A 25,026-nucleotide genomic window follows, 5' to 3' on the forward strand; every position below is an offset into this window, starting at 1 on the left:
ACTTGTAGATCGTGCTGTAGTCGGGGAGGTTCTCTCGATCGAGACCGAGTACGTCACAAATCTCGGTCATGTACTTCAACCGATTCGGCGTTTCACGGTAGCTGTGACCTTCTTCGAGCCGAAAACAGTGTAGGACGACATGGACCCAGCGGGCGAACCCGCCGCTGGCGGGCTCGCCCGCGTGCTTCCCCAACGCTTGTTTGGCTAGGTCACGACACTGCTCAACGAAGTCGAGGAGATCGATTTCCATAGGACAGAATCGAATTCCTCGGCTTCATCCTTCTAAGCCAGTGATATCGGCTGATTAGATCGCTGTTCAACAGAGCAATGTTAACCGTCCTCGCAGACGACATCGCGGAGTTCGGCAAGCAGCTCAGGATGGTTCTGTTCGAGGAGTTGAATGTCCTCGGTCAGTTCCTCGTTGATTTTCCGCCTGATACGCGAAACCGCTTGGTAATAACGGTCTGACTTCTCATCGGCGTCTAACAACTCACGCTCAGTATCAGTGAGCATCGCTCTCCGTCTCGCCATTCCTTGATTGGATAATTCTGGTTCTGTTCCTATATATGGCATTGTTACCACATTAGGGAACGTTCCCATGATTGGCAAAGTATTAAGTATGTACGTTCCCATAATTGGCAATAGAAAGCGCGGAACGCCGGTCAGAAGATGGCCGGAGCGTGATGGAACACGCCCGACCGCGCTTCGGGACCAACCGAAGCATGAAAAACTCAACCCCCGACTCAATTGAAGGCATCGCTCGCAAGCGTAGTGCCGTTCGCCCAAACTACATCGTGCTGGGCGAGGACACTGACGACCTATCATACATCTACCGTACGTTCGACGAGACGATTCATATCGTCCAGCAGTTCGATCTACGTGGGCGCTCCGTCGATGGCTACGTGAAATTCGTCCGTGATGAAGTGGATGACCGTGACTGGGCAGAATGGCATTACTACACAGACGACGAAAACCCGTTCAAGGCGCTCGCAAGCACCATCAAAACGGGAGTGTCTGCTTGATGTCTGGCAACAACGGCCCGAGCTTGGATCTGATCGCTAGACAGGAGATGTCCATCAAAATCCAGTCGTCCTTCACCGAAGAGGTCGCCCCTAACGCTCACCGAATCAACTACGCAATCAAGAACGGCAAAGGCGTGGGAGTTGATTTCTGGCTGATGATCAGTCGGTTTGATGAGTACATCAAACATGTTGGAGACGAGTTCCAGAAGATCGTCGTCCTCGACAATCGGACTCCGAAGATACAACTCTTCCGCCTAGTCCGGTTCATCCATTTCTCGTTCCTCACTCTCGGCAACGCCATCGGGGAAGGAACCGTTGGCGAAGGGCTTGGATGCTCGGACTCTGAGTACGCCCAAGACATCCTCGCAGACGCCGAAGAACTGCTTGACGAGTCGGAAGAGGAGTACGAGAACGCGAGTGACGTGGAAACTGAAGTGACCGACGATGACGAGTAACGCCCGTATGACGGACCGCATCGTCCACACGGATGACGGTGAAACCTACAAGGAGTACCGCCTCAGCGCGGTCGCCTGCTGCTCCATCGACGTGCTGGAGGGCGCGCTCGAATCTCACTGAGATGCCACCCAAAATGAAGGAATCCGACTTCCGTGACGTGTTTGTCCGAATCCGCTCTGACCTGCTCATCATCGACGACAGCATCATGACCGACCGTCACCATGCCAGCAACGGCAACTACGAGGACGACGACCCGCAGAACCAGATCGGCGGCATCATCCCCGCGTTCTCACTGTCAGGCTGGCTTCGTCACGGGATGGAGAAGGTCATGCAGGAACGGGGCGGCACCGCCTGTCACCCCGGCGAGTCCAACGCCAACTTCCGCAAGGATGGCGTGTACTCCCGCGATCTCGATGCCGGGTATCACTCGAAGGGAGATTGCATCGACGACGAGGACGGCGACGGGTGCGTGATTCTTGACCTCTTCGGCGGGTTCGGGAATCGCCCCGGTAAGGTGATGCGGCGGCCCATCAAATTCTCGCCTGTTCGCTCCAGCGTGGACTACACGCGAGGACAAGCCGAAGGCCACTACCGACGCCTGAACCGAAACATTGTCTCTCGCAACCGGGAGGACAACCGCGAGCCGCTCAGGAACGTGGAGGTAGACGCCGTAGCGAATCTCGACGGCTGCTGGCATCTTTCCTTCCGTGAGGCCAAGCCCGAGTTCGTCGCGCTGCTCGCTGAGGCCATCGACTATCTCAACACCCACCAGACCGACTTCATGCACCAGCTGGGCGGCGCTCGGAACTTCGGTGGTGGGATCGTGGACTGCGAACTCGTGAACCCGCTCTACGAGGAACACGAACTCCGCCGCGTCTTCGACCGAGGCAAGGGCAAGACGCAGAAGATGGAGGAGAAAGACGAGACGTGGGAAAACAACCATTTCCACGAGTTCGAGGCCGCACTCGCCGAGCGGGTCAAAGAGGGACCATGAGCGGCGTGATGCTCGCCGCCTTCCGGCACGACGCTCACAAGTTCACCGGCGAGAGTCACGACAACGCCCGCAAGGAGTTCGCTGGCGTTCCCGTGAACCAGTCGGTGCCGGAGGGCGCGGACGGCGATGCAGCGGCGCTCTCACGTCCGCTGGACGTACAGGAGCAGACCGTCCCGACCCACAACGACCACTACCGACTGTCCATACTCACCGGCGAAACCGCCTACAACCCCCGCGAGTTCTCCCGGGCGACCATCGAGAGCGAGGTTGGCGACTTACTCGCCGTCGAGGACGGCCAGACCGCACACGAGCGGTGGCTGGAGTCCGACGTGGCCGCTGCGTTCAACGAGTCGGTCTATCACCCGCACACGTCGCTGAAGTACCACACGCTCCTCGTGGCGGCGCTCCTCGACAACTACCGCGCAGACCATGAGTTCGCCGACCTCCGGCTCATCGTCGATTCGGCGGGAGAGATCGTCCCCTTCCGCACCGTCCTCGACGGCGGGCGGTTCGCACTCCGCATCGACGCGGACCACGGGGGACGACCGTCGGCCCGTCTCGGGAGTCGCCCGTGGCGGTCGTGGGCGTCGGCGTGGAACCGTCTGACTGAGCATCCGCTCGATACCGACCGCGACAAGTACGACATGACGCTTGACGCCAATCTCCGCCGCATCCAGTCATGGAGTACCGCACTCCAGTACATCGAGGACTTCGCTGAGTGGAGGCCAGACCAATGACGGAGATTCAGCAAGTTCTCTGGGAACTGCGGATGGACTACATCGGCCACCCCTACTACGTCTCGGGGAACGCCATCCTGCACGCCCTCGGCCAGCACCTCGACGTGGAGACGCACGGGGCGCTGTCAGTGAGCCACGGAGTGTTCGTTCCCGGCCAGTTCGGGACGTTTCCCGAAGAACACAGTCAGTCGGGAATCCGCCCGTACCTCGGGAGCGGCCTGCCGGACGTAGAGACCTACGACGACTTGTTCCTCCAGCGAGAGGCGATGCACCCGTGGATGCTGGATACCCGCGCTCGAGACGCGCTGAACACGCATGATCTCCGCGTCCACGGCGGCCACCCGACCCTCGCTCACGAGACTATCATGGGCCGTCGGGAAGACCAGCGGAAACAACAGCAGACCACGAAATGGTACGTCCACGCCTACCTTCACGCCGATGACCCGGCGGTGCTCCCGCTCGGCGAGGATGTGCTGGAGGGGCTCCAGTTCGGCGGCAAGCGCAACTACGGCTACGGCGAGGTCCAGCTGAAGGACACGCAGATGGTGGACCTCGACGGCCTGGACTACTCTCGGCTTGAAGGAGCGGAAACATACTTGATCGAGTTGGTGACACCGTTCGTGCTGAAGTCGGAGTATTCAGGAGTCAACGACCGTACCGTCCCGTGGTGGTGGGCCGAGAACCGCGACGATCTCCGGCTCCGCCAGGAGAGGATTCTCGAACAGCGTGAGGTCTTCCGGCTGGAGACGGTGGACCACGGGCAGGTCGTGAAGTATCTCGGCGACCGCCCCGTGGAGACCGCGGAGAACGGTCTTACTCGTCTCAGCTCACACTCCCGATACGGCTTCGGAGAACTGCGATTGAAGCCCCTTGTCAAACAGTAGCAATAATCGGAGAAGTAACGACTAACAGACAACCTATGCAATACCAAAATCAAGGAGAATCGGGCAAGAAAATACAGCGGTGCGACTAAATAAAGAAATCATATTACTAACAACTATTAATGATGACCGTACAACGAGTACGTGATTGCGACCAGTCCGAACAGCCGACTCACGTTCTCGAGCAGCGCGATCACGATCCGTTCCGGGTCGATCAGCGTCGTCACCGCGACGTTGAGCACGAACGGACACAGCGTCAACAACAGTAATCCGATGGCGAGATACAGCATCGACTGGGCATCGTTCCGGCGGTAGCCACGGTAGGCCTGATAGGCGATCAGCGTCCCAAAGAGTGCGACCAGAAAGAGACTCGCGACGGTCAACAGCTCGAACAGTGTCGCTTCGTTGATTCGCACGACGCTTTGTGTCATCGCATCCCCTCCCACATTCGGGTGAACTTGTCGGCGACGTCTTCCTCACGGTACGTTAGCTCGAGTGAAAACGAACCCTCGTCTAGCGAGAGTTCCAGTCGATCTAAGTTCGCACGGTAGACGCTGTAGTGGTTGCCGTCTTGGGCGAGCTCTGTCTCTTCGGTGACAAGGTGACACTCCTCGAGTCGGTCGAGCCGTCGATAGATCGTCGGGAGGGAGGCGTCACAGCGTTCGCTCAGGGTACTGGCAGACATGGGTTCGACGCTCGTGTGGGTGAGGATATCGCGTGCGTACTCGTCGTCGAGGACCGCGAGCAGCGTCGACAGGTCGGTGTCCTCACTCACTGGTATAGCTGTTCGTTTCGGTATCCCTATGAAAAGCAGTCCGATTTTTCTCAACCAGAAAACGCGGTCGTCTCGCCGCTGCAACTGGTGTCAGCGACGGCGACGACGCCGCTCTCGACGAACGAGACGAATCCAACACTCTCTGTAATCAATACTTTCGTTGTCCAAGTCGGTATTTCGTGTGCGAACGCTCCGCAGGGGTTATTTGATCGACGGTGGTGGCAACTCCGATATGGGTTCTCGTGTCTCGCGGGAGATCGGCCATGACGAGTATGATCCGTGGGGGACACTCTCGCTGATCGTCATATACTTCGTGGCACTCACGTTGATGTGGCTGTTCACGTATTTCGTCGAGTTCATCGGCAACACGCCGACGGTCATGGGTATGATCGTACCGGTGATGCTCGGATGAGGATCCATCAGTACGAGAAGATCTGGATCGCAGGTGCGATGATACTGATTGTCGGCTTCATCGTGACGATCACGTACGGATCAGTCGGGCTCGGCATCACGATGATCGGCGATGAAGAAGAGACGATCGCGCCGGACGAACTCAATGATGACGAACAGTTCGGTGAGCCACGAGTCGAACAGGTCGGTGAAAACGAATACGCGGCCTACGTCGTCGCCCAGACGTTCATCTTTCAGCCCGATCCGATCGAAATACCGGCGAACAACGAGATCACGTTCTACGTGACGAGCCGGGACGTCATCCACGGCTTCTACGTCCCCGGAACGAACATCAACGCGATGGCCATTCCGGGCCAAGTCGCGGAGCTGACCGTCGAATTCGACGAACCCGGCGAGCATGGACTTATCTGTCACGAATACTGTGGCTCTGGCCATCACACCATGGAAGGGCTAATTGTCGTCCAGTCCGAGGACGAGTTCGACCTGACTGAACTGTCCGCCGAGACACCGGATACCGTCGCGCCGGGCGAGCAAATCCAGCTCAACGCAACGGTCGAAAACGGGCAACTCGAGCCGCTCGAGACCACCGTCAACGCCGAAATCGGGGACCAGACGTTCCAGCAGGATCTCACTGTCGACGGGAAAAGCACCCAGAACGTGACGTTCACCGCCGATAGCACGCAACTCGGTGTTGGTGAACACGACTGGACCGTCACCGTCGACGACTACGAGGAAACCGGGACGGTGGAAGTGGTGAGCAACGAGACGGATGAGCAAGCGGGAGGTGACGAGTCATGACTGCCCTGTTCGTCGACGAGTATCCTGCAGAGGCGCGACTCGTTAAGGCCGCCTTTCTGAGCTCGTTTATTGCGTTCGGGATCGGCGCACTCTTCGGGATCATTCAGGCACTTCACCGGACGGACATCTTCCGATTCATCGATTCAATAAAGTACTATACCGTCCTGACCGGCCACGGCGTCTTCCTCGTCATCGCGTTTACCATCTTCTTCCTCGTCGGGCTGTACCAGTGGGCTGTCACGGATAGCCTCGAGCGAGGGCCCGTCGATATCCGATTTACCTGGTTCTGGTATGGCCTAATGGCGATTGGATCGTTCCTCGCAGCGATTTCGATCCTCGCCGGCTTCCTCGAGCAGCCGCCGATGGTGCTCGGCGCGGAGTTGCGTGCGAACGTGCTCTTTACGTTCTACGCACCGTTAGAGGCGAATCCGCTCTACTATATCGGACTCGCGCTCTTCTTGGTCGGGACGTGGCTCGCAGGCATCGACTGGTTCCGAACGTGGTGGGCCTGGCGGGACGAAAACCCAGGCGAGCGGATTCCGCTCCGGACGTTTATGGTGTTGACGACGATGATGATGTTCTTCCTCGGATCGGTCGGCGTCATCGTTTCAATCCTCGTGTTTATCCTGCCGTGGTCGCTCGAGATAACCGAGAGTCTCAACCCCCTGCTGACCCGAACGCTGTTCTGGTTCTTCGGCCACATGATCGTGTACTTCTGGTTGCTGCCGGCGTACCTGCTCTGGTACTCCGTGTTGCCGAAGCTCTCGGGCGGGCGACTGTTCAGCGATCCGTTGGCGAGGGTTGTGTTCATCCTGTTTGTCCTGCTGTCGACGCCGGTCGGCATCCACCACCAGTACATGGATCCCGGTATCGCGGAGGGGTTCAAGTTCATCGCGATGACAAACACGATGTTCCTGCTATTGCCAAGCTTCCTGACGGCGTTTACCGTCGTTGCGAGTATGGAACACGGTGCCCGCCAGCGCGGAGGTGAAGGGCGGTTTAACTGGCTACAGGCGCTTCCGTGGCGGAACCCGGCGTTTACCGGCATGGCACTGGCTGGGCTGGTCTTCGCGTTCGGCGGCTTCACTGGCATCGTCAACGCAGGGATGAACATCAACTATCTCGTCCACAACGCACTGTGGATCCCCGGGCACATCCACGCCCAGGTGGGCACCGCGACCGCGTTGACGCTCATGGCCGGGTCGTACTGGCTCGTCCCACAGCTAACCGGGAACCGACTCGTCGGTCGGCAGGTCGCCCTTTTCCAGGTCGTGCTCTGGTTCGTCGGGATCGTCTTCATGACGAACTCGATGTTTCGGGCCGGACTCGTCGGCGTCCCACGGCGGACGGCGGAACCGCAGTACCAGGGCTTCGAATACGACGTCCCTGTCGGCTCGATGGGCGAACTCAACGCGCAGCTCGCACTCGGTGGCACGTTGCTGTTTATCTCCGCGATGCTCTTTCTCGTGTTAATGCTCCTGACGGTGTTCAACAACGACAGTGAGCCGATCGTCGACGGAACGCTTCCACCGGCACTGTCCGGGCCGGAGGACTCACCACAGGTCCTCGACAACTTGCGACTGTGGTTCGGGATCGCGTTCGCGCTCGTCGTTCTGGCCTACGCGCTTCCACTGGCCGGGATCGTGGCCCAAAGTGGCCTTTTCGGCCAGGATATTCCGCCGTTCCCCGTCTCCAGCGAAGCCGTCATGTATCTCGAGTTCGGACTAGACTACGTTGGAGCGTTAGTCACCTGATGCACACGTCCCCCGCTAAATTACTGATCCTCATCGCACTGAGCCTCGTGATCCTCGTCGAAGGACGCACGGTCCTGGCGTTCTTTGGGATCAATATCCCGCCGCTCGAGACGGCGCTGATCGGACTCGTCATCATCGCCACCCTCGTCATCTGGGCGATCCGACCGCTGCGTGGTAGTCCCACGAAGTCGGAGTGATGAGACACCGGTCAAAACCCCGATTCCGACGCCCCAGTGTGAGCGTATCGGCTGGAACAGTGTGGCCGATTAAAGACGGCCGCGATAGCAAGTCTCTCCCATGTTCGAGACGCTTACGCCACGAGCCGCGGTCGCAGTGGGATTGCTCGCGGTCATCCCGACAATCGTCTTCGGGCTCACGCGATCCGGGCTCGGCGGCCTCATCGCGACGGTGAACGTCGCCCTGATCTTTGCGGCGCTGTACGTCGCGATGTCGCCACTCGAGGGGCCAGCCCGGACAGCCGCCCACGACGCGAGTGCATGAGCCCCGTCGGTGGAATGACAACCCTATGACACCGGCCAGTGTGTCGCGTTAGCGATCAGCCCACTCGAGCCAGCCGAACAGCCGATCGAGCAGCCGCCGTTCGCCGGCCCGCGAGAACCGATGGCCTTCGCCCGCGAATCGCTCGAGACAGACGTCACTCTCGAGTCGCCGCGCCGCGTCGAAACTATCGGCGGGATCGACGACCGCGTCGTCGCCGCCGTGGAAGATCGCAACCGGGACTGACAGCGTCGACACGACATCGTCGAATGGATGTCGATCGAGGGCGTCGAAGAACCGACGGTCGATCCGGTCGCCGGTGTCGAACGTCCACTCCCCGTCGCGCTCGACGGCTGCGCGATACTCGTCGAACGTCCCGGCGGTCGTCACGGGTGCACGCGTCGCGACCGCCGTCACCCGGTCGTCGTCGGCCGCGGCGTGGAAGGCGACTTTCCCACCGAAACTCGAGCCGAACAGGACGAACGAGTCGGGATCGAAGTAGTCGACGACGTGGTGGAGATCAGTGAGTCGTGTCTCGAGCGTTGACGCAACGAACGCGCCGTCGGACTCACCGCAGCCCCGACAGTCAAAGCGAACTGCGTTGTAGCCCGCCTCGACGGCTCGTCGACACCGCTGCTCGTAACTGCCCGATTTGTCGCTTCGGAGACCGTGACAGAAGACGAGCCAATCGTCAGACTCGGCCCTGTGGTGGACGGCAGCGACGGTCGGCGGCTCCGTGTCCGTCCCTGTCTCTGCGTCAGTGATCGGAATCCGATGTGTCTGGGTCATTTCGTCACGTTCCGACGGCCGCCGGGGTCTTGACAGCGACGTTCCCGGGGTCGCCGGTTCGAGACCGGACCGGATCGGCGAACCGCTTATCCGATCCCCTGCGGTTGGTACGGCTATGACCCGCACGACGTATCGATGTCAGTGTGGCGCGCTCCTCGAGTTCAAACAGGACCTCGAGAAGGAATCCGGAACGACGACACGGAACTGGAAGTGCAAGGATTGTGGGACGCCGGTCCCGGGGATCACGGCCGAAAAGATCAGCCATCAGAACCCGTCCTGACAGCAGCCCGAGGATCAGGCCACTGTGATCGGTTGGGATGTGCGGTGGCTCTCGGTGTGATTCATACGGACGAGTGAGTCAGTGCCGGCCGGCCGCAACCCACACTGCGGGCGGGCCGGGACAGCGTGACAGCAGCCCGTCTCAGCCCGCGGTTGAGAACCCCCACTCGATTTTATACCAGGTATTTGATATCGAAACACAGATTTACGGTCTCGGCCCAGTATCGTTCGCACAAATGGTCCGTCGTTTCGATCCCGCTGTCCGCGTTCGTGCCGTCGGCCCATCCAAGGTCCCGATCCGAGTGCACGTAGCGACGTCGACGGCGACAGCAGGCGTCGATCCGGACGATCACACGGAGGTGGGCGACCGATGACCGCCGTCGCGATCACGGACGCCGTCGATACCTATCTCCAACGAAAGGCTGTCGGCGATCCCGACGGCTCAGGTGCAGGCACCTACGCATCCAACGCCGAGTCGATCCTCCGGCGCTGGACCGAGTGGCTCGAGGCCGAACACGGCGTCAGATTAATTGCCACGCTCGAGGTCGAGCACATGCGCGCCTACGCCGCCGAACTTCGCCGCCGAACCGATCGGGGGGAGTACACCGCTTCGTCCGCGGGCACCTATTATGCGGTCGTGCGCGCGTTTCTCTCGTGGTGTGTCCGTGGCGGGATCTGCGAGACGAACCCAGCGGCGACCGACCGCGCCGAAAGCGCATTGCCAAGCGCCAACCCGCAACCGACGAGTAACAGTTGGACGGCCACCCAGCGCCGTGCGCTCGAGCGATACGTCCGCGAGCGGGCGCTCGAGACCGCCTCGGTATCGACACGTGAGCGACGCAGCCGGCTGCGCGAGTACGCGATGGTCGCCGTCCTCGCCCACTCGACGGTTCGGGGCTCCGAACTGTTCCGAGTCCCCGACGACGACCGGCGGACGGGCGCGACCTGGGACGATGTGGACTTCTATACCGGGACGATCCGGGTCCTCGGCAAGTCCCAGCGCCTCGAGGACGTCCCCTTGCCCGCCCGCGCCCGGACGCCGCTGCGGCGCTACCGGGTCGTCCTCGATCCGCCGTCGACCGACTGGCCGCTGTTCCCGACGGGCCACGCACCCTCGATCGCCGCCCGGGTGCGGTCCGTCCTGCGTGATCGAGGCTACGACGAGGACACGATCGAATCAGTACTCGAGGAGACGACAGCGACCGAACTCGCTCGCGAGCGGTCGATCGCACCGCCAGCCATCACGACGGAGGGCGCGCGGTCGGTGTTGCGGCGACTCTGTAAGGAGGCCGGCATCGACGTCGACGGCGACTATCTGACGCCACGTGGTGTCCGCCGGGATCGATCGTCAGAGTCGTATAGACGAGAAGCGACGGCCTCGAAGCCGACGCTACGGGCGTCGGTGCTCGAGCAATCGATCGTCGTCCCAGACGATGGCTCACCCGCCGCTGGTGGGCGTGACGAATCGACGGAAAACGACTGATTCTCGCCCGTTCGACGCGCTCAGACCACGAGCAGCCACAGGACCACCGTCAGGACGAGCGTCAGCAGGAGGACGGTGGTTCCGATGCTCGCCCGGAGGTGGATCGTCGAGGGACGGCCACCGTCGGTCGGCTGGCGCTCGTCGACCTCGACCAGTGGGAGCCGACGTGCGGCCGCCTCGACGGCGAGGACCGGGTTGTTCCCGGCCCAGTAGCAGCGTTTGACCGCACCGACGACGGCAGCGTCGACGGCGGCGTACGTCTCCGTCACCGCGAGCATCGTCCAGCGGCTGCCGTAGTACGTCACGGGGTAGACGACCATCGCCGGATCTCCCAGGTCGAGTTTCGAGAGCGGCTTCCGGACGACGGCGAAGGTGACGGCTGCGACGCCGGTCAGGATGCCGGCGGTCTCGAGGTGGCTCGGACTGTAGGGATGGAGCGTGCCCTCGCCGCCGGGATACGCGAACGTAAAGTGGCCGCCGTGGGCGTGCAGCGTCGGCGCGAGATCAGCCAGTCCCTCCCACCAGACGCCGAAGAGGAGACAGGCACCACCCAGTCCGAACATTGCGACGGTCTGGCCGAGTTTGGCGTCGGCGACCTCGAACTCGCTCTCGCCGTGGAAGAAGACGTAGTAGCCGAGCTTGATAAACGAGAGGAGGGTTCCGATCGCGCCGAGCCAAAGCAGCCAGTACAGCGCCTGGTACTCGGGCTGACCGTAGTAGTGGGGATCGGGGTTCGCCGCGTCGAAGAGCATCCCCTTGCTCACGTAGCCGTTGAAGCCCGGAATCGCGGTGATCGAAAGCGCGCCGAGTCCGAACCCGATCGCGGTCAGCGGCATCTCACGCCAGAGCCCGCCGAGTTTGTAGAGGTCCTCCTCGTCGGTGCGGTAGATGACGACGCCGACGGCCATGAACAGCAGGCTCTTAAAGAGGATGTTGTTGAACAAGTGCGATAGCGCGCCGGCGACGGCGATCTCGGAGGACATCGCCGCGCCCATGCCGATCCCGGCCACGATGTAGCCGAGCTGGGCCTGAATGTGGTAGGACAGCAGCGCCCGCATGTCGTGTTGCAACAGAGCGAAGGTCGCCCCGTAGACGGCCATCAGCCCGCCCATGTACGCGACGTAGATCGCCAGATCGCTTTCGCTTCCGATCGGGAACGCCCGGTAGAGGATGAACGCGCTCGTCTTGGTCGTATAGACCGAGAGGAATACCGAAGCCGCGATGTGCGGTCGCGGGTAGGTGTCGGGCAGCCAGGTGTGGACGCCGATGAAAGCGACGTTGACGCCCATCCCGAGCACTGCGAGCAGCGCTGGAATGCCGGTGGCGATCCCGGTTTCGGTGTAGATGAACGTCCCGGTCTGGACGTAGTGAGCAGCGATCGCCAACATCACGAGCACGCCACCGGTGCCGTGGAACAGGGCATAGCGGAAGCCAGCCCGAACCGCCTCGCCGCCGTAGTGCCAGACGACGAGCGTGCTGGTGACGGCCATTAGCTCCCACATGAACAGGAGCACGAGCCAGTCGCCGGCGAAGGCTGCGCCGACCGACGAGGCGACGTAGACGAGCGCCAACGCGACGAGCGTCTTGCTGGCCTCGCTCGAGTACGCGTAGATGACGCTACAGACCCCCAAGAAACCGAGTCCGAGCCCGACCATCCGAGAGAAGTCGTCGACGTAGTAGGGAACGACCTCGAAGCCGAGGAACGTCCCGCCCAGGTGCTCCCCACCGGGTGCGACCAGCGAGATTGCCAGTACGGCTGCGAGACTGAGTGCGCCCATCGTGAACCCGGCGATTCGGGGCAAAGCGAGGACGAGCAGTGCCGCTACAAAGACGAGAAGCGGCGGGTACGCAAGCGAGAGGAGTTCGAGTTCCATTAGTTGGTCACCTCCGTCATGAGCTCACCGAACGGCATGTCTCCGAGTTGCTCGAAGGGCATCCCGAAGACGCCTTCGACGATCCGGGTCGCAAGCTCGAGAAAGACCGCGTAGTCGGGACCGATCCCGAGGACGACCGCCCCGGTCGCGATGATGGCGATCGGCGCAAGCATGAGCCACGTGCTCTCTGTCCGCGGCGAGCGACGCGGCCAGCCGCCGGCCGGCGGGCCACCGGTGAGATGGTCGTCGTGGTCGCCGTGGTGATCGACAGCGGCGACTGACTCGTCGTGGTCGTCGTGATCGTCGTGGCCGTCACGGGTACTGGTCTCGGTCGCTCGAGCGTCGGTGGGCTGGCTCGGTGCATCCGTGTCGGCGGTCGTATGATCGCTTGGATATTTGTCGACAGCGTATTCGTAGTCATCCGTGTCGGCTGCGTGTGGCTCGTTCTCGATACCGGACGTGTCAGCGGGCTCGCCGCCATCAGCGGCGACACTCTCGTCATCCGACGTGGTCGCGTACGACTGGATGAGGCCCCCCTCCGGGAACTCGAGTAAGGGTTTGGCGTCGTGGCGGTCCTCGCTCTCGAAGAAGGCAGTGTAGACGACCGGCCAGAAGTACGCGATGTTGAGCACGGCCGAGAGCAGGAGTGCGCCGGCGAACAGCCAGTAGCTGCCGCCGACGTCGCCGGCCCCGATCAGCATGTAGAACTTGCTGACGAAGCCAGCGATCGGTGGTAGTCCGGCCATCCCTGCGGCACCGATGGTAAAGGCGCTCATCGTCAGCGGCATCCGTTTGCCGATACCGGCCATCTCACTGATGTAGTCGGTGTGAGTTTCGACGTGGATCGCGCCGGCACAGAAGAACAGCGTGAGCTTTGCGAACGCGTGTGCGGGGATGTGGAACAGTGCCCCGACGATCGCGTAGGGATGCAGCAGTGAGAGCCCGAGCACGATGTAGGAGAGCTGTGCCGTCGTCGAGTAGGCCAGCCGGCGCTTGAGGTGGTCTTTGCGCATCGCGATGATACTCGCTGCGGTCAGCGTGAACGCTGCAACGATCGCCACCGGGATGTTCAGCCCGACCTCGCCGATCCCCGGGACGTCAAGTGGGAGATCGTAGATCAGCCCGGGACCGTAGACCTCGAGGATCACACGGGCAACACCGAACGCACCGGATTTGACGACCGCAACGGCGTGGAGCAGTCCGGAGACGGGCGTCGGCGCGACCATCGCGTCGGCGAGCCAGGAGTGCAGCGGCATCAGCGCGGCCTTGACGCCGAAGCCAGCGATCAGCAGGAAAAAGGCCGCCTGTGCGTAGACCGGCTCGACTTGTGCGGCGGCAGCGAGTGCGTCCATGCCGCCCGCCTCGAAGGCGAGCGTCGGGCCCTCACTGACCAGGCTCGTCAGCCAGTAGATCATCACGGTGCCGGCGAGCAGGAAGACTCCGCCGCCGAAGAACGTGTAGGTGAGGTACTTCCGGCCGGCGATGCGGGCCTCTTCGTCCTCGTTGTGGGCGACTAACGGATAGGTGACAAGCGACAGCAACTCGTAGAAGACGAAGATCGTCACCAGATTCGCCGCGAAGGCGATTCCGACGGCAGCCGAGAGACTGGCCGCAAACGAGGCGAAAAAGCGGGTCTGATTGTGTTCGGACAGCCCGCGCATGTAGCCCGCGGCATAGAACGACGTAAAGATCCAGAGGAAACTCGCCAGCAAGGCAAAGAAGATCCCCAGCGGGTCGGCACGCAGGGCAAAGTCAATGCCCTCGAGGAACTGGATTCCCGTCGACTCTTTGAGGCTCCACCGGAAGACGGTGCCGTCCATGACTGCGGGGAGCATGCTGACGACGAGTCCAAACTTCGTCAGGGCAGCCAGCACGGACCAGCCCTCGCGAAGGTTCGGGCGGCGATGCGACGCGATAATCAGGACGATCGCGACGGCCGAGACGAGTACAGCAGCGAGCGGACGAATATCTGCAACCATTTAGTTGAACACCTCCATGAGGAACGGCTCGAGCAGCCCGGCGATCGTTCCGCCGGCGAAGCCGAGTGCAACGGCACCAACGGCGGCGATGACGACGATCGCGAGCATGCCGATCGAAACGGTCGTGTCACCACCGTCGGTCGCGACCGGCTCCGTCGTGCGGGGCCAGTCGAGTGCCGCCGGTGGCGTGAAATACATCTTCTCGAGCAGGCGGGCGGCGTAGGCCAGCGTCAGCATGGTACTGAGGAAGATCACGGCGGCGACGGGCCACAGTTCCGACTGGACGGCACCCAGTGCGATGTACCACTTGCCGACGAAGCCGACGCCCGGTGGGACACCGACGAGTGAGAGCAAGAGAACAGCCATCGCGCCGGCGACGACCGGCCGCGCTTTAGCGAGCCCGGCGTACTCATCGACGGTGCGGGCACCGTAACTCCGCGCGACGAGTGCAGCCCCCAGGAAAAGTCCGGCTTTCAACAGCCCGTGGCCGATGAGGTGGATCGCAGCACCGATAAAGGCCGTCTCGGAGCTGCCGGCGATGACGACGCCGTAGGCGGCGATGACGAGCCCGAACTGCGAGACCGACGAGTAGGCGAGCATCCGCTTGACTTCGGTCTGGATGACGGCCAGTGCCGTTCCCGCGAGGACGCTCACGCAGCCGATCGTGAGGACGATCGTGGCCGCGTTCGGCATCGTGGTGAGATAGTCGACACCAAAGACGGTCACGATCAGTCGGCCAAAGGCGTAGGCAGAGGCCGTCGAGACGAGTGCGGCGATCAGCGGCGTCACGCCGTCGGGGGCCTGCTGATAGGCGCTTGGCTGCCAGGTGTGCAGCGGCCATTGGGCGACTTTGGTAGCAAAGCCAACGGCGATGAACCCGAAGCCGGCTCGGATCAACGTCGGCCGTTCCGCAGCCGGGATCGCCGTAGCGAGTTCGATCATGTTGAGCGTCCCCGTCGCCATCAGCAGGAACGCGACCCCGATCAGGTACATCGACGCGGCCATCGTCCCCAGGATCAGGTACTTCAGGGCGGCGACCGCCGACTCGGGGCCGTCGCCGCTGGCGACGAGCGCGTAGGTCGCGATGCTCGTAATCTCGAGGAAGACGAACAGGTTGAACACGTCGCCGGTCAGGGTGATCCCGAGTAACCCACCGGTCAGCAGCAGGTAGGCGGTGTAGAACGTGTTTCCACGCGGGCCGCCCTGGCGCGTATAGACGAGGACGCCGGTGGCGACTGCCGTCACGAGCAGGGCGATCAGGATCGAGAACTGGTCGGCGACGAGTTGGATCCCGTAGGTCCGCGGATAGCCGCCCAGTTCGTGGGTGATCGGGGCGGCGTCGGTGCCGGTGTAAACGGCGCTCGCGAGGGCAACGGCAGCGCCGAAGAGGCCGGTGGTCGTGACCGCGGCGATAGGCCAGCCAGTCCGGTCGGTCCAGAGCCCAAGGACGATCGGCAGCGTTGCTGCCAGCAGTGGCGCGGCGATCAACAGCGGGAGGAGCAACTCGGCGCTACTCATCGGCACGCACCTCCCGAAGCGTGTCCTCACGGAGCGTGCCATACTCCGCGTAGATGCGGATGACCAACGCCAGTCCGACCGCCGTCAGCGCGATGCCGACGACGATGGCGGTCAGGACGATGACCTGTGGCAACGGGCTCGCAACCATGAGCTCGCCGGGATTCTCCGCGTGAGGGACGATCGGTGCCGACCCCCCTTCGATATAGGCCATCGAGATGAAAAACAGAAAGATGGCCGTCTGGAAGAGACTCACACCGATCAGTTTCTTCACGAGGTTCTCACTGGCGATCGTCATGTAGATTCCGAGACCAAGCAACACGAAGACCAATACGTACGTGTAGTGGCTCGCCAGGAGCTCAATCATCGTCGCTCACCCCCCGATCGGCCGACTCCTCGCGTCCACCGGTTCCGCTCGGGCGTTCGGGCGAGAACCCGGCCGCCATCGAGAAGAAAAGCGAGATCATGACTCCCGAGACGATCAGCGAGATGCCAGCGATCTCGATGGCCTCGAGCCCCCACTTCGGTTTGATGTGGAAAATCTCCTTGAGTTGGTAGAACTCGAGGAAGTTCCCACCAAGCGCGATCATTCCGAGCCCGATCGCGCCGAAGATGATGACGCCGCCGGTGATGAGGCCGACGAGAAACGAGTTGCGAAGCCACTGGCGGGTCGGTTCGATGCCGAAGGCAAAGGCGAGCATGAGGACCGTGACGCCGACGATGGTGCCGCCCTGGAACCCGCCGCCAGGGGCGTCGCCCCCGTGGAAGGTCATGAACAACCCGTAGGTGAGCGTAAATGGTGCGATGATCTTCACGGCAGTCATGATCACCTGGCTCTCGGTGTACGTATCGTCGTAAGGGTCAGACATTCAGGCAAACACCTCGCGTTTCAAGACGAGCAGCGTCGAGACGCCGGCCGCAAAGACGACGACCGCCTCGCCGAAGGTGTCGAACCCACGGTAGGCGGCGAGGACGGACGTGACGGCGTTGGACACGCCAGTCTGGGCGTAGGTTTCCCGGATGTAGTGTTGGGTCACGTCGGGGTTCGACCAGACTGGGGTCTCCGTGATCCCGACCGCGTACATTTCGGGCAGAACGGCAACACACAGCAGGAGCACGAACGCACCGACGACAGCGACCGCCGGCAGGTGAACTCGCTCTCGGAGCCTGTCGGTCGAGGGGCGAGTCGTCCGGGCGATCGTCAGCAACAACAGCAGCGTCGTCACGCCGGCACCGATCGCGGCCTCGGTCATCGCCACGTCGGGTGCCAGCAGGAACGTATAGAGGATCGCCATGCCGAGACTGTAGGCCCCGAAGACGATGATGACCGACAGCACGTCGCGAAACAGCACCGTCGCGACTGCCGTTGCGAGGATAAACACCGCGAGCGTGTACGCGAGGACACTCATTGTACCTCACCCTCGCTTTCGACAGCGGTATTAGCATCGTCATCGGCGTCATCGGGGTCCTCTGTAAGGAGGGGTTCGACACCCGTCTCGGCTGCGGAGCGTGCGATCGCGTGCGCCGCCGTCGGGTTCGTGATGAACACGAAAAACAGCAACAAGACGGAATATACCGTCGCCTGCTGCCAGCCGAAGGCGACGGCGACAGCAGCCAGTGCGAATCCCGCGCCGAGCGTGTCCGTCTGAGAGGCAGTGTGAGCTCGCGCGTAGATATCCGGCAGCCGGAGCACGCCGACCGTCGAGACGAACGTAAAGAACACGCCGAGGCCGAGGAGGACGACGACCGCCCAAAACTGGAGTGTCTCGATCACAACACTCCACCTCGCTCGACGGTGAACTTCGAGATTGCGATCGACATCAGGAAGTTCAACAGGGCGTAGATCAGCGCCACGTCGAGAAACCACGCCTGATCGAGTCCTGCCGCCAGCAGGGCGAGGATGACGACCGTGTTCGTCCCGAGGACGTTGACCGCCAGCAGCCGGTCCTGCGTCGTCGGGCCGACAACGGCACGATAAAACATCGCGATCGCCAGCACGACGAATGCGGCGGCTCCACCGAGGAATACCGTCTCGAGCGACCACGGCGTCACAGTTCCTCACCCCCGACGATTTCGGCGTCGTCGCGTTCTCGTGGCGATGGGATCGCCGCGGCGGCGCGACCGTAGAAGACAAAGCGGATGCCCCGCTCTAAGCCGCCGTCGAAGAGGTCTTCGCGAGCGTCGGGGATCAACGAGTGGACCAGCAGCTCCTGGTTGGTCGCCCGAACCGTCAGCGTGCCCGGCGTGAGCGTGATACTGTTTGCGAGCGCGGTCAGCGGCAGCCCACTCCGGACGCGTGAATTAACCCGGCTCAGCGAGGGGTCGATCGGCATCGACGGTCTGAGGATCACCGCCGAGACGGCGATGTTGGCCTTGATGATCTCCCAGAGCAAATACGGGACGTAGATGGCAAACCGCACGACACGAATGGGTGATTGGACACGATCGAGCGGGACGGTAAAGGTCACCTGCGCGAGCGAGACGGCGACGATGCCGGCGACCGCCGCGCCGGTGAGCAGATCGAACCAGTAGGTCGGATCGCCGAGGACGAGATAGAACCCATAGGAGATCCAAAACGTCGCGAACAGTCGATCGAAGTCCTCGGTCTCACCGACGAGTCGGCCGCGGCGAGCCGGTCGCTCGACCGGTGCTTCCTCGTAGGTCAGCCCGATTCGCTCGAGTTCGCGCTCGAGCGGCTGGAGCAGTTGTGCGGTGACGCCGGGCTGGTACTCCGGATCGATGACGACGCGATCGATCCCATGGTCGGCGGCGTAGGCGTCGAAGATCTCGGCGTAGTCACGGGGTCCGAAGAGGTACTCGTCGACACCGATCGTCGCCGTCTCGATCGTCACGTCGGCGGTACCGGCGTCCTCTTCGACCCAGCTTTGCGCCCGCGAGAGCAGGTTTTCGGCATCGTCGCGATACCGATCGCTCTCGGGCACGTCGGCGTCGTATGGCATCGCGACGACGAGGTGACACTCGAGGGAATCGGCATCCTCGAGTCCCGACTGGACGGCGTAGCCGACCGTCTGTCGGACGGTCACCGTGTCCGACAGCGGGACGAGCAGGCGTTCAACCGCCACGGCGGCTCCCTCCTGGTGACCGTCGGTGGACATTCATGACTGTCGTTGTTAGTCGACTTAAACGGCAGCCATGGGAAAACGATTTCGTTATCGGCCAGCAGTCGCGTGTTCCCGCGGATTCCACTGGACATTCGTGATATTTCAGTCTCGTCTTCGTTGAAGAGTCGACAGGAGGATGACACCGCTGCCGTCGGTGAGAGACCGGTAGATTTACAACCAGATTTTCAGTAAGACAATCTAACTTGTATGATGGCCGAAACCGTTCACGACCGAATCGGGACCGGACATGACGAGCACACGACCGTACAGCTACCGACGACTGTCCTGAATTGGGGAGGGCGCTGGGCAATCGTCGCCAGCTGGTTGGCGTGGCTGCAGGCGCGAGCCGGCGTCCGGTCGACAACCGAGCGCCGCGAGGACCTGCTGACGAGCCAATGAAAGAACAAACGGATCACCAACGCGAGCGGTTCGACGCCCACGTATTCGTCTGTACCACTGACCGCGACGCCGAGTACGCGAGCTGTGGCGCGGCGGGAGCTAAAACGACCCTCGAAGCAGTCAAAGACTGGCTCCGCGAGCGAAACGCGTTCTGGACTGCGGTATCGGTCAGCGAAACCTCGTGTCTCGGGCTCTGTAGCGAGAACGGAACCGCGATGACGATTCAGCCGCGAAACGTCTGGTACTCGGACGTACAGCCGGAAGACGTACCGGACGTGCTCGAGTCGGCGTTCGGCCCGGACGCAGAACGTGTCCGTGACGATCGCTGAGAACGACTCCGAATCGACCACGGTCGACGGACACGGCCCGAAACGCAGGTCATCGTCCACCGTGACGACGACCCGCCGAACCGCTTCAGTTCCGTGGAGGTACCCCCACACAGCTGTAGCTGTCTGGAGGCTATCAGAGCTGAATTTCGGCGACGTCCGTCGATCCGCACAGCGGACAGACAGTGTCGCGTTTCGAGAGCGTCTTGCCACACCGACGACACTCGTAGTGGATGGGTGGTTGCTCGGTCGAGTCGCGACCGATCCCGATGACGCTGAATAGTCCATCAAAGGAGGACATTCGTGATTTCGAATGAATTTCGAGAGTGTTCTGGCAAATACTTTGTGGATATTTGTTTATTTTACCGTTCTAGAACTAGACATTTGTCTTCCGATTTTGGATATTACCATTGTCTGTCGTGTGCTACTGCTCGTTCACGGCTGTTCGTCGTGACACACTCTCGAGCGCTTCGAGACGTTTACCTATGGGCCGTTCCCACGTGAGGGCAATGACGTTGTACTCTCGGGTTCGCCCCCTCGCGTTCAAGCTGCCGGCCGAGACGGCCCACGAGCTTGGCAAGCGGACGCTCCGGACAGCCCAGTCGACGTGGCCGACGCAGCGGGCGCTTTCGTATGCCTACCAGTACGAGGACCCTGCGCTCGAGGTCGATTTGTTCGACACGACGTTCCCGAATCCGGTCGGCGTCGCCGCCGGGTTCGACAAGAACGCAGAAGTGACACACGCCCTCGCCGCGCTTGGCTTTGGCTTCGTCGAGATTGGCACCGTTACACCGTATGCACAGACGGGTAACGACCGCCCCCGGCTATTCCGCCTGCGCGAAGACCGGGCGATGGTCAACCGGATGGGCTTCAACGGACAGGGAATGGAAGCGGTTAAATCCCGCCTCGAAGCCGACGGCACCCCCGAGATTCCGCTCGGCGTCAACGTCGGGAAAATGAACTCCTCGAGCGAGCGCGAGGCGATCGAGGACTATCGGCGCGTCTTCGACCGGCTCTCGCCGTTTGCCGACTATGTCGTCGTCAACGTCTCCTGTCCGAACACGCCCGAGGAGTTCGACGAGGGCTCGCCGGAACACTTGCGAGCGATCTTCGAGACGCTCGAGGCCGAAAACGACGCGGACGTCCCGCTACTGGTGAAGATCGGGCCTGACTCGCCCACAGACTCCGTCTTCGATCTCGTCGACATCGTTCAGGAGTTCGGCCTCGACGGTATCGTCGCGACGAACACCACGACGAGTCGCGACGGGCTCGTCTCTGCCAACAAACAGGAGTGGGGCGGCCTCAGCGGGAAGCCGCTGGAACGGCGCTCGACGGCCATGATCCGGTCGATTGCGGAATATACCGACGGCGAGTTGCCGATTATCGGCGTCGGCGGCGTCGACTCGGCCGCCAGCGCATACGCCAAGATCCGTGCGGGTGCCTCGCTCGTTCAACTCTATACCGGATTCGTCTATCAAGGGCCGTCGACAGCAAAACAGATCAATCAGGGACTCGTCGAGTTGCTCGAGCGCGACGGCTTTTCGTCGGTCGAAGACGCGGTGGGTGCAGGCCTCGAGTGACTCACCCACTGCGTTCGTCACGGCCTCTGTCTTGACCGCGATCTCGATCGGTTCCGACCGCTGTCGCTATTCTTCTGGACAGTGCACGCGGAACCAGCAGATCTCTGCTTTCTTCTTCGGCTTTCCATCCATGGCACTCGTGATTGTGGCACAATATTGGCCGTCAACTTTCTCGGCGGGAACCGGCTCTTGTTCCTTACAGTCATCGAAGCAACCACACGAACCGTGCTTGCCGCCGTGCTTGCCACCGTGTTTGCCGCCGTGCTTGCCACCGTGTTTGCCGCCGTGCTTGCCACCGTGTTTGCCGCCGTGCTTGCCACCGTGTTTGCCGCCGTGCTTGCCACCATGCTTGCCACCGTGCTCGCCACCGTGTTTGCCACCGTGCTCGCCACCATGCTTGCCACCGTGTTTGCCACCGTGCTCGCCGTGGCCCCCGAAGAACTGATCGAACATGTTCTCGTGCTTCATGTGGCCTTTCTTGTCGTGCCAACCTTTCCAGCCTTTCCAGCCCTTCCAGCCTTTCCAGCCACCTTTGCCTTTCCCGCCTTTCTTGCGAGTGGCATAGCTGACAACAAATGGGAAGGGTGCACAGATCGTTACTTCTTTTTGATCTCCCTCGATGGTGAATACGTCCGGATCGACTTCGTCCCCAATATCATCATAGGTATCTGGCCACCACTCGCCGTACTTGTACTTGTACGCGATGTTGAGTCCGTCAGGACACTTCGGCGGGCATTGAATATCGACCATTTCGGCGTACAACACCGTGTCCTCGTACATAATAACGACAGCCGTGATATCTCGATCTCCAGGCAGCGTAACGTGCGCGGTGCCGTCGGCCCCAACAGTGGGTTCGTACGTTTCCTTTCCGTCCCCGAATGTAACCTCCACAGTGAGCGTATCACCACTGGGAATATTCGACGTAGTAATGGCTATTTTTTCACAGGTGATGGTCACTTTGTCAACCGTCGGAACGTCTCCACCGTCACACGAGTAGAACGTTGCGTTGCTGATGTCCTGTGATCCTTCCGGCAAGCACCATGTAACATTGGCTTCCGCATCCTGGGGCACGTCCGCCAGGAAACAGTTCTGTCCGGCTTTCAGCGTCAGATAGTCGGCATCCTCCGGAATGGCCGCTGCCGGGAGCGTAAAGCAGGTCCCGGAGAGACCGGTGTACAAGGCAACAGCAGTTGGTTCAGTATCACACACCGCGCGCACGCAGTTGATACATTGTCCTGCCTGTCCACCGGGTGGTCTCTCCGGTGGTGTGCTAGCTTCCCCACAGAACTCTGCTTCGATACTGTCTCTACTCTGTGCAGTGGTTGTCGCCGGGAAGCCACCGAGTGCAGCGAGGCTTATGCTCCCTGCGGTGATTCGTTTTAAATACCGTCTGCGATTAACACTACGACACTCCTGGTTGTCTTCTCTCATAGTCCAGATAGTGTCGTAACCTGTCACAGTATTGTTATAGAGGTCCTGTATCCTGTTTTGTAGAGTAGCACGTAACTACCATCCGACGTTATCTACGCCTAAAAGTAATCTCTCAGATTCTAGTATGCGCTACAGTACTACGGATACAATCACGGAGAAGCAGCATCAACTCGACCGAATTCGAGCGGTTGCTCGAGTCGTATGGTTTCAATCACGGGAGTAGCTACTGACCATCGCTTCAATCCGGCTGTCCCGGCGACCCCGCGACCTAAATGTCAATAACTGTAGTTATTGGTATAGATCAATCCTGAACACTGGAAGTAAGCGGATACTCTGCGGTGACGTTCAGGGGAACGAAGAATCGGCTAGATGCCCAGTAGAGCACTCGCATCGGTAATTACAACACGCAATCGGATCCAGCATCGGGTTCACGCGACGCAGAAATCGAAGCTCGTTCCGAAGACGGTGACTCGAGGCGGTCGCTACTCGGTATCGACGTCGACGCGGGTGCCATAGCCCGACTTGCCGACGACATCGCCGTCCTCGTAAACGACTTCGCCGCGGACGACCGTCGTGACCGCTTTGCCGGTGAAAGACTCGCCCTCGAACGGCGTCACGCAGTTTTTCGAGTGCAGGGTGTCGCGGTCCGTGAGCGTCCACTCGGCATCGGGATCGATAATTGTGAAGTCCGCGTCGGTGCCGACCTGCAGCGACCCCTTCTGTGGGTACATTCCCCAGACCTGTGCCGGACGCGTCGAGTGGCGACGGACCCACTCCTCGAGCGTGAACCGGCCCTCGTCGACGAACGAAAGCATGGCAGGGACTTCGGTCTCGAGGCCGACGAAGCCCGAAATCGCGTCCCAAGTGTTGCCGAAGGGATCGTCGACTTTCTTTTCGTCGGGCGTGTGGGGGGCGTGGTCGGTGGCGATGGTGTCGATCGCACCCTCCTCGAGTGCGTTCCAGAGTCGGGCCTGCTCGTCGGCATCCCGAATAGGTGGTTGGACGCGGGCGACGTTGCCCTTCTCGCGCATGACTTCCTCAGTGAACCAGAGGTAGTGGGGACAGGTCTCGGCGGTGACGTCGACACCGCGGGCTTTCCCCCGGGCGACGGCCTCGGCTGCCGAGCCCGAGGAGACGTGGAACATGTGGATCTTCGCGCCGGTTTCCTCGGCGAAGGTGAGCATCCGCTCGACCGCCTCCTGTTCGGCGATCACGGGCCGGGAGTGAGAGTGGTCGATCGGCTTGGTTCGCCCCTCGGCCTGGAACTGTTCGGTGTAGTGGTCGATGATCTCGCCGTTTTCCTCGTGGAAGCCCAGCCGTTTGCCCGTCTCGCCGATTCGCTCCATCGCCTCGAGAATCTCGCCGTCGTTCGGCGGCGGCACGTCACCGACCGTCGAGCCGAGGAAGATCTTGAAGCCCAGCGCGCCGGCCTCGTCGATCGCCGGAATCTGATCGATGTTTTCGGAGGTGACGACGGCGTAGCTTTGGAAGTCGACGTGGGCCGACGCCTCGCCGCGCTCGAACTTGAGCTCGAGGTGGTCGGGCCGGTCGATGACGGGGTCCGTGTTGGGCATCCCGACGACGGTCGTCACGCCGCCGGCAGCAGCCGCTCGCGTCGCGGACTCCCAGTCTTCTTTGTACTCGAGGCCGGGCTCGCGGTTGTGGATGTGGCCATCGATGATGCCGGGGACGAGCACGTTTCCGTCGGCATCGACGACGCGGTCGGCGTCGGGGAGCCGGTCGCTGCGGCCGACGGCGACGATAGTGCCGTCCTCGACTGCGACGCCCCCGTTGGGGGTTCGCCCCGCGGGCGTCACGACGGTACAGTTGCGCACGACGAGATCGACGGTCATTGCCCTGGGGTTGCCGAGGGCCGCGCATATAGCTTCCCCAAACGACTCGCAGTACTGGATCGGCTCGGAT

32 protein-coding genes and 1 pseudogene are annotated in these 25,026 nt (G+C 61.6%); 16 read left to right on the forward strand and 17 right to left on the reverse strand.

The window, feature by feature from the left end; translation table 11 throughout:
• Both BSG09_RS16890 and BSG09_RS16895 read right to left on the reverse strand, forming a co-directional pair.
• Nucleotides 1–250: pseudogene (locus BSG09_RS16890) on the reverse strand (IS5/IS1182 family transposase); the annotation flags it as partial.
• An 80-nt stretch (nucleotides 251–330) separates the two neighbouring features.
• Nucleotides 331–513, reverse strand: coding sequence for a hypothetical protein (locus tag BSG09_RS16895; RefSeq protein ID WP_217650156.1), 183 nt, complete (start codon nucleotides 511–513; stop codon nucleotides 331–333).
• A gap of 209 nt (nucleotides 514–722) precedes the next feature.
• On the opposite strand from BSG09_RS16895, the gene BSG09_RS16900 reads away from it, so the two are divergent.
• The 5 genes from BSG09_RS16900 (at nucleotide 723) to BSG09_RS16920 (ending at nucleotide 4,093) form a co-directional block, all read left to right on the forward strand.
• Entirely contained in the window at nucleotides 723–1,022 is a 300-nt protein-coding gene (locus tag BSG09_RS16900; RefSeq protein ID WP_092935256.1) for a hypothetical protein, read from the forward strand.
• Nucleotides 1,022–1,477: a hypothetical protein gene (locus BSG09_RS16905; RefSeq protein WP_092935192.1), complete on the forward strand. Its 456-nt coding sequence runs from the start codon at nucleotides 1,022–1,024 to the stop codon at nucleotides 1,475–1,477. The genes BSG09_RS16900 and BSG09_RS16905 overlap by 1 nt, the downstream gene beginning before the upstream one ends.
• Nucleotides 1,478–1,611: 134 nt before the next feature.
• A complete protein-coding gene (locus BSG09_RS16910; RefSeq protein WP_092935258.1) occupies nucleotides 1,612–2,472 on the forward strand; it encodes a hypothetical protein in 861 nt (286 codons plus the stop codon).
• The gene (locus BSG09_RS16915; protein WP_092935194.1) at nucleotides 2,469–3,209 is read left to right on the forward strand and encodes a hypothetical protein; all 741 of its coding nucleotides are present in this window, start codon (nucleotides 2,469–2,471) and stop codon (nucleotides 3,207–3,209) included. The genes BSG09_RS16910 and BSG09_RS16915 overlap by 4 nt, the downstream gene beginning before the upstream one ends.
• Nucleotides 3,206–4,093 carry a hypothetical protein gene (locus BSG09_RS16920; protein ID WP_175542241.1) on the forward strand — a complete coding sequence of 296 codons (888 nt, stop codon included), beginning with the start codon at nucleotides 3,206–3,208 and terminating at the stop codon, nucleotides 4,091–4,093. The genes BSG09_RS16915 and BSG09_RS16920 overlap by 4 nt, the downstream gene beginning before the upstream one ends.
• Before the next feature lie 116 nt (nucleotides 4,094–4,209).
• On the opposite strand, the gene BSG09_RS16925 is transcribed toward BSG09_RS16920, so the two are convergent.
• Both BSG09_RS16925 and BSG09_RS16930 read right to left on the reverse strand, forming a co-directional pair.
• Nucleotides 4,210–4,521, reverse strand: a complete 312-nt coding sequence (locus BSG09_RS16925; protein WP_092935198.1) for a DUF7521 family protein — start codon at nucleotides 4,519–4,521, stop codon at nucleotides 4,210–4,212.
• Nucleotides 4,518–4,865 carry an ArsR/SmtB family transcription factor gene (locus tag BSG09_RS16930; protein WP_092935200.1) on the reverse strand — a complete coding sequence of 116 codons (348 nt, stop codon included), beginning with the start codon at nucleotides 4,863–4,865 and terminating at the stop codon, nucleotides 4,518–4,520. The genes BSG09_RS16925 and BSG09_RS16930 overlap by 4 nt, the downstream gene beginning before the upstream one ends.
• Before the next feature lie 232 nt (nucleotides 4,866–5,097).
• Between BSG09_RS16930 and BSG09_RS16935 the strand changes: the two genes are divergently transcribed.
• The 5 genes from BSG09_RS16935 to BSG09_RS16955 all read left to right on the forward strand — a co-directional run bounded on the left by BSG09_RS16935 (nucleotide 5,098) and on the right by BSG09_RS16955 (nucleotide 8,329).
• Nucleotides 5,098–5,277 carry a cytochrome oxidase gene (locus tag BSG09_RS16935; protein WP_092935202.1) on the forward strand — a complete coding sequence of 60 codons (180 nt, stop codon included), beginning with the start codon at nucleotides 5,098–5,100 and terminating at the stop codon, nucleotides 5,275–5,277.
• Nucleotides 5,274–6,074 (forward strand): cytochrome c oxidase subunit II, encoded by an 801-nt coding sequence (locus BSG09_RS16940; protein WP_092935204.1) that lies wholly within the window; start codon nucleotides 5,274–5,276, stop codon nucleotides 6,072–6,074. Before BSG09_RS16935 ends, BSG09_RS16940 begins: the two co-directional genes overlap by 4 nt.
• Nucleotides 6,071–7,828: a b(o/a)3-type cytochrome-c oxidase subunit 1 gene (locus BSG09_RS16945; RefSeq protein WP_092935206.1), complete on the forward strand. Its 1,758-nt coding sequence runs from the start codon at nucleotides 6,071–6,073 to the stop codon at nucleotides 7,826–7,828. Before BSG09_RS16940 ends, BSG09_RS16945 begins: the two co-directional genes overlap by 4 nt.
• Nucleotides 7,828–8,025, forward strand: coding sequence for a CbaC protein (locus tag BSG09_RS16950; protein WP_092935208.1), 198 nt, complete (start codon nucleotides 7,828–7,830; stop codon nucleotides 8,023–8,025). Before BSG09_RS16945 ends, BSG09_RS16950 begins: the two co-directional genes overlap by 1 nt.
• Nucleotides 8,026–8,125: 100 nt before the next feature.
• The gene (locus BSG09_RS16955) at nucleotides 8,126–8,329 is read left to right on the forward strand and encodes a cytochrome-ba3 oxidase subunit (protein ID WP_092935210.1); all 204 of its coding nucleotides are present in this window, start codon (nucleotides 8,126–8,128) and stop codon (nucleotides 8,327–8,329) included.
• Nucleotides 8,330–8,377: 48 nt separating this feature from the next.
• On the opposite strand, the gene BSG09_RS16960 is transcribed toward BSG09_RS16955, so the two are convergent.
• A complete protein-coding gene (locus tag BSG09_RS16960) occupies nucleotides 8,378–9,115 on the reverse strand; it encodes an alpha/beta hydrolase family protein (RefSeq protein WP_092935212.1) in 738 nt (245 codons plus the stop codon).
• A 115-nt stretch (nucleotides 9,116–9,230) separates the two neighbouring features.
• Between BSG09_RS16960 and BSG09_RS20960 the strand changes: the two genes are divergently transcribed.
• From BSG09_RS20960 to BSG09_RS16965, 3 genes are all read left to right on the forward strand, one after another.
• Nucleotides 9,231–9,395: a hypothetical protein gene (locus tag BSG09_RS20960; RefSeq protein ID WP_175542242.1), complete on the forward strand. Its 165-nt coding sequence runs from the start codon at nucleotides 9,231–9,233 to the stop codon at nucleotides 9,393–9,395.
• Between the two features lie 235 nt (nucleotides 9,396–9,630).
• Entirely contained in the window at nucleotides 9,631–9,768 is a 138-nt protein-coding gene (locus BSG09_RS20965) for a hypothetical protein (RefSeq protein ID WP_175542243.1), read from the forward strand.
• Nucleotides 9,765–10,877 (forward strand): tyrosine-type recombinase/integrase, encoded by a 1,113-nt coding sequence (locus BSG09_RS16965; RefSeq protein WP_092935214.1) that lies wholly within the window; start codon nucleotides 9,765–9,767, stop codon nucleotides 10,875–10,877. Before BSG09_RS20965 ends, BSG09_RS16965 begins: the two co-directional genes overlap by 4 nt.
• A gap of 20 nt (nucleotides 10,878–10,897) precedes the next feature.
• Here BSG09_RS16965 and BSG09_RS16970 read toward each other — a convergent pair whose 3' ends face one another.
• From BSG09_RS16970 to BSG09_RS17010, 9 genes are read right to left on the reverse strand one after another with little or no spacing between them, the layout of a single operon-like run.
• Entirely contained in the window at nucleotides 10,898–12,751 is a 1,854-nt protein-coding gene (locus BSG09_RS16970) for a Na(+)/H(+) antiporter subunit D (protein ID WP_092935216.1), read from the reverse strand.
• A complete protein-coding gene (locus BSG09_RS16975) occupies nucleotides 12,751–14,730 on the reverse strand; it encodes a proton-conducting transporter transmembrane domain-containing protein (protein ID WP_092935218.1) in 1,980 nt (659 codons plus the stop codon). Before BSG09_RS16975 ends, BSG09_RS16970 begins: the two co-directional genes overlap by 1 nt.
• On the reverse strand, nucleotides 14,731–16,248 hold the full coding sequence (locus BSG09_RS16980; protein ID WP_092935220.1) for a proton-conducting transporter transmembrane domain-containing protein: 1,518 nt from the start codon (nucleotides 16,246–16,248) through the stop codon (nucleotides 14,731–14,733).
• A complete protein-coding gene (locus tag BSG09_RS16985; RefSeq protein ID WP_092935222.1) occupies nucleotides 16,241–16,612 on the reverse strand; it encodes a cation:proton antiporter subunit C in 372 nt (123 codons plus the stop codon). Before BSG09_RS16985 ends, BSG09_RS16980 begins: the two co-directional genes overlap by 8 nt.
• Nucleotides 16,605–17,114 (reverse strand): MnhB domain-containing protein, encoded by a 510-nt coding sequence (locus BSG09_RS16990; protein WP_092935224.1) that lies wholly within the window; start codon nucleotides 17,112–17,114, stop codon nucleotides 16,605–16,607. The genes BSG09_RS16985 and BSG09_RS16990 overlap by 8 nt, the downstream gene beginning before the upstream one ends.
• Nucleotides 17,115–17,654 (reverse strand): DUF4040 domain-containing protein, encoded by a 540-nt coding sequence (locus BSG09_RS16995; protein ID WP_092935226.1) that lies wholly within the window; start codon nucleotides 17,652–17,654, stop codon nucleotides 17,115–17,117.
• Nucleotides 17,651–18,019, reverse strand: a complete 369-nt coding sequence (mnhG, locus tag BSG09_RS17000) for a monovalent cation/H(+) antiporter subunit G (protein ID WP_092935228.1) — start codon at nucleotides 18,017–18,019, stop codon at nucleotides 17,651–17,653. The genes BSG09_RS16995 and mnhG overlap by 4 nt, the downstream gene beginning before the upstream one ends.
• A complete protein-coding gene (locus tag BSG09_RS17005) occupies nucleotides 18,016–18,297 on the reverse strand; it encodes a cation:proton antiporter (protein WP_092935230.1) in 282 nt (93 codons plus the stop codon). Before BSG09_RS17005 ends, mnhG begins: the two co-directional genes overlap by 4 nt.
• On the reverse strand, nucleotides 18,294–19,361 hold the full coding sequence (locus tag BSG09_RS17010) for a monovalent cation/H+ antiporter subunit E (RefSeq protein ID WP_092935232.1): 1,068 nt from the start codon (nucleotides 19,359–19,361) through the stop codon (nucleotides 18,294–18,296). Before BSG09_RS17010 ends, BSG09_RS17005 begins: the two co-directional genes overlap by 4 nt.
• Before the next feature lie 216 nt (nucleotides 19,362–19,577).
• Between BSG09_RS17010 and BSG09_RS17015 the strand changes: the two genes are divergently transcribed.
• Nucleotides 19,578–19,766, forward strand: coding sequence for a hypothetical protein (locus tag BSG09_RS17015; protein WP_139246256.1), 189 nt, complete (start codon nucleotides 19,578–19,580; stop codon nucleotides 19,764–19,766).
• Nucleotides 19,763–20,095, forward strand: a complete 333-nt coding sequence (locus BSG09_RS17020; protein WP_092935236.1) for a (2Fe-2S) ferredoxin domain-containing protein — start codon at nucleotides 19,763–19,765, stop codon at nucleotides 20,093–20,095. The genes BSG09_RS17015 and BSG09_RS17020 overlap by 4 nt, the downstream gene beginning before the upstream one ends.
• 133 nt (nucleotides 20,096–20,228) lie before the next feature.
• Here BSG09_RS17020 and BSG09_RS20365 read toward each other — a convergent pair whose 3' ends face one another.
• The gene (locus tag BSG09_RS20365; protein WP_008011995.1) at nucleotides 20,229–20,393 is read right to left on the reverse strand and encodes a hypothetical protein; all 165 of its coding nucleotides are present in this window, start codon (nucleotides 20,391–20,393) and stop codon (nucleotides 20,229–20,231) included.
• A 208-nt stretch (nucleotides 20,394–20,601) separates the two neighbouring features.
• Between BSG09_RS20365 and BSG09_RS17025 the strand changes: the two genes are divergently transcribed.
• Nucleotides 20,602–21,672, forward strand: coding sequence for a quinone-dependent dihydroorotate dehydrogenase (locus BSG09_RS17025; protein WP_092935238.1), 1,071 nt, complete (start codon nucleotides 20,602–20,604; stop codon nucleotides 21,670–21,672).
• Nucleotides 21,673–21,738: 66 nt separating this feature from the next.
• On the opposite strand, the gene BSG09_RS17030 is transcribed toward BSG09_RS17025, so the two are convergent.
• Nucleotides 21,739–22,890 carry a hypothetical protein gene (locus BSG09_RS17030; RefSeq protein WP_175542244.1) on the reverse strand — a complete coding sequence of 384 codons (1,152 nt, stop codon included), beginning with the start codon at nucleotides 22,888–22,890 and terminating at the stop codon, nucleotides 21,739–21,741.
• 695 nt (nucleotides 22,891–23,585) lie between these two features.
• Nucleotides 23,586–24,956, reverse strand: a complete 1,371-nt coding sequence (gene allB / locus BSG09_RS17035) for an allantoinase AllB (protein ID WP_092935243.1) — start codon at nucleotides 24,954–24,956, stop codon at nucleotides 23,586–23,588.
• Between the last annotated feature and the right edge of the window lie 70 nt (nucleotides 24,957–25,026).

The organism is Natrinema hispanicum, assembly GCF_900111485.1.
In the GTDB taxonomy this organism is placed as follows: Archaea; Halobacteriota; Halobacteria; order Halobacteriales; family Natrialbaceae; genus Natrinema; species Natrinema hispanicum_A.

Bases quoted from the DNA above. Each gene is read 5' to 3' on its own strand.
- BSG09_RS16895 (WP_217650156.1), bottom strand. From the start codon at position 513: ATGCTCACTGATACTGAGCGTGAGTTGTTAGACGCCGATGAGAAGTCA.
- BSG09_RS16900 (WP_092935256.1), top strand. From the start codon at position 723: ATGAAAAACTCAACCCCCGACTCAATTGAAGGCATCGCTCGCAAGCGT.
- BSG09_RS16905 (WP_092935192.1), top strand. From the start codon at position 1,022: ATGTCTGGCAACAACGGCCCGAGCTTGGATCTGATCGCTAGACAGGAG.
- BSG09_RS16910 (WP_092935258.1), top strand. From the start codon at position 1,612: ATGAAGGAATCCGACTTCCGTGACGTGTTTGTCCGAATCCGCTCTGAC.
- BSG09_RS16915 (WP_092935194.1), top strand. From the start codon at position 2,469: ATGAGCGGCGTGATGCTCGCCGCCTTCCGGCACGACGCTCACAAGTTC.
- BSG09_RS16920 (WP_175542241.1), top strand. From the start codon at position 3,206: ATGACGGAGATTCAGCAAGTTCTCTGGGAACTGCGGATGGACTACATC.
- BSG09_RS16925 (WP_092935198.1), bottom strand. From the start codon at position 4,521: ATGACACAAAGCGTCGTGCGAATCAACGAAGCGACACTGTTCGAGCTG.
- BSG09_RS16935 (WP_092935202.1), top strand. From the start codon at position 5,098: ATGGGTTCTCGTGTCTCGCGGGAGATCGGCCATGACGAGTATGATCCG.
- BSG09_RS16940 (WP_092935204.1), top strand. From the start codon at position 5,274: ATGAGGATCCATCAGTACGAGAAGATCTGGATCGCAGGTGCGATGATA.
- BSG09_RS16945 (WP_092935206.1), top strand. From the start codon at position 6,071: ATGACTGCCCTGTTCGTCGACGAGTATCCTGCAGAGGCGCGACTCGTT.
- BSG09_RS16950 (WP_092935208.1), top strand. From the start codon at position 7,828: ATGCACACGTCCCCCGCTAAATTACTGATCCTCATCGCACTGAGCCTC.
- BSG09_RS16955 (WP_092935210.1), top strand. From the start codon at position 8,126: ATGTTCGAGACGCTTACGCCACGAGCCGCGGTCGCAGTGGGATTGCTC.
- BSG09_RS16960 (WP_092935212.1), bottom strand. From the start codon at position 9,115: ATGACCCAGACACATCGGATTCCGATCACTGACGCAGAGACAGGGACG.
- BSG09_RS20960 (WP_175542242.1), top strand. From the start codon at position 9,231: ATGACCCGCACGACGTATCGATGTCAGTGTGGCGCGCTCCTCGAGTTC.
- BSG09_RS20965 (WP_175542243.1), top strand. From the start codon at position 9,631: ATGGTCCGTCGTTTCGATCCCGCTGTCCGCGTTCGTGCCGTCGGCCCA.
- BSG09_RS16965 (WP_092935214.1), top strand. From the start codon at position 9,765: ATGACCGCCGTCGCGATCACGGACGCCGTCGATACCTATCTCCAACGA.
- BSG09_RS16970 (WP_092935216.1), bottom strand. From the start codon at position 12,751: ATGGAACTCGAACTCCTCTCGCTTGCGTACCCGCCGCTTCTCGTCTTT.
- BSG09_RS16975 (WP_092935218.1), bottom strand. From the start codon at position 14,730: ATGGTTGCAGATATTCGTCCGCTCGCTGCTGTACTCGTCTCGGCCGTC.
- BSG09_RS16980 (WP_092935220.1), bottom strand. From the start codon at position 16,248: ATGAGTAGCGCCGAGTTGCTCCTCCCGCTGTTGATCGCCGCGCCACTG.
- BSG09_RS16985 (WP_092935222.1), bottom strand. From the start codon at position 16,612: ATGATTGAGCTCCTGGCGAGCCACTACACGTACGTATTGGTCTTCGTG.
- BSG09_RS16990 (WP_092935224.1), bottom strand. From the start codon at position 17,114: ATGTCTGACCCTTACGACGATACGTACACCGAGAGCCAGGTGATCATG.
- BSG09_RS16995 (WP_092935226.1), bottom strand. From the start codon at position 17,654: ATGAGTGTCCTCGCGTACACGCTCGCGGTGTTTATCCTCGCAACGGCA.
- BSG09_RS17010 (WP_092935232.1), bottom strand. From the start codon at position 19,361: ATGTCCACCGACGGTCACCAGGAGGGAGCCGCCGTGGCGGTTGAACGC.
- BSG09_RS17015 (WP_139246256.1), top strand. From the start codon at position 19,578: ATGGCCGAAACCGTTCACGACCGAATCGGGACCGGACATGACGAGCAC.
- BSG09_RS17020 (WP_092935236.1), top strand. From the start codon at position 19,763: ATGAAAGAACAAACGGATCACCAACGCGAGCGGTTCGACGCCCACGTA.
- BSG09_RS20365 (WP_008011995.1), bottom strand. From the start codon at position 20,393: ATGTCCTCCTTTGATGGACTATTCAGCGTCATCGGGATCGGTCGCGAC.
- BSG09_RS17025 (WP_092935238.1), top strand. From the start codon at position 20,602: ATGACGTTGTACTCTCGGGTTCGCCCCCTCGCGTTCAAGCTGCCGGCC.
- allB (WP_092935243.1), bottom strand. From the start codon at position 24,956: ATGACCGTCGATCTCGTCGTGCGCAACTGTACCGTCGTGACGCCCGCG.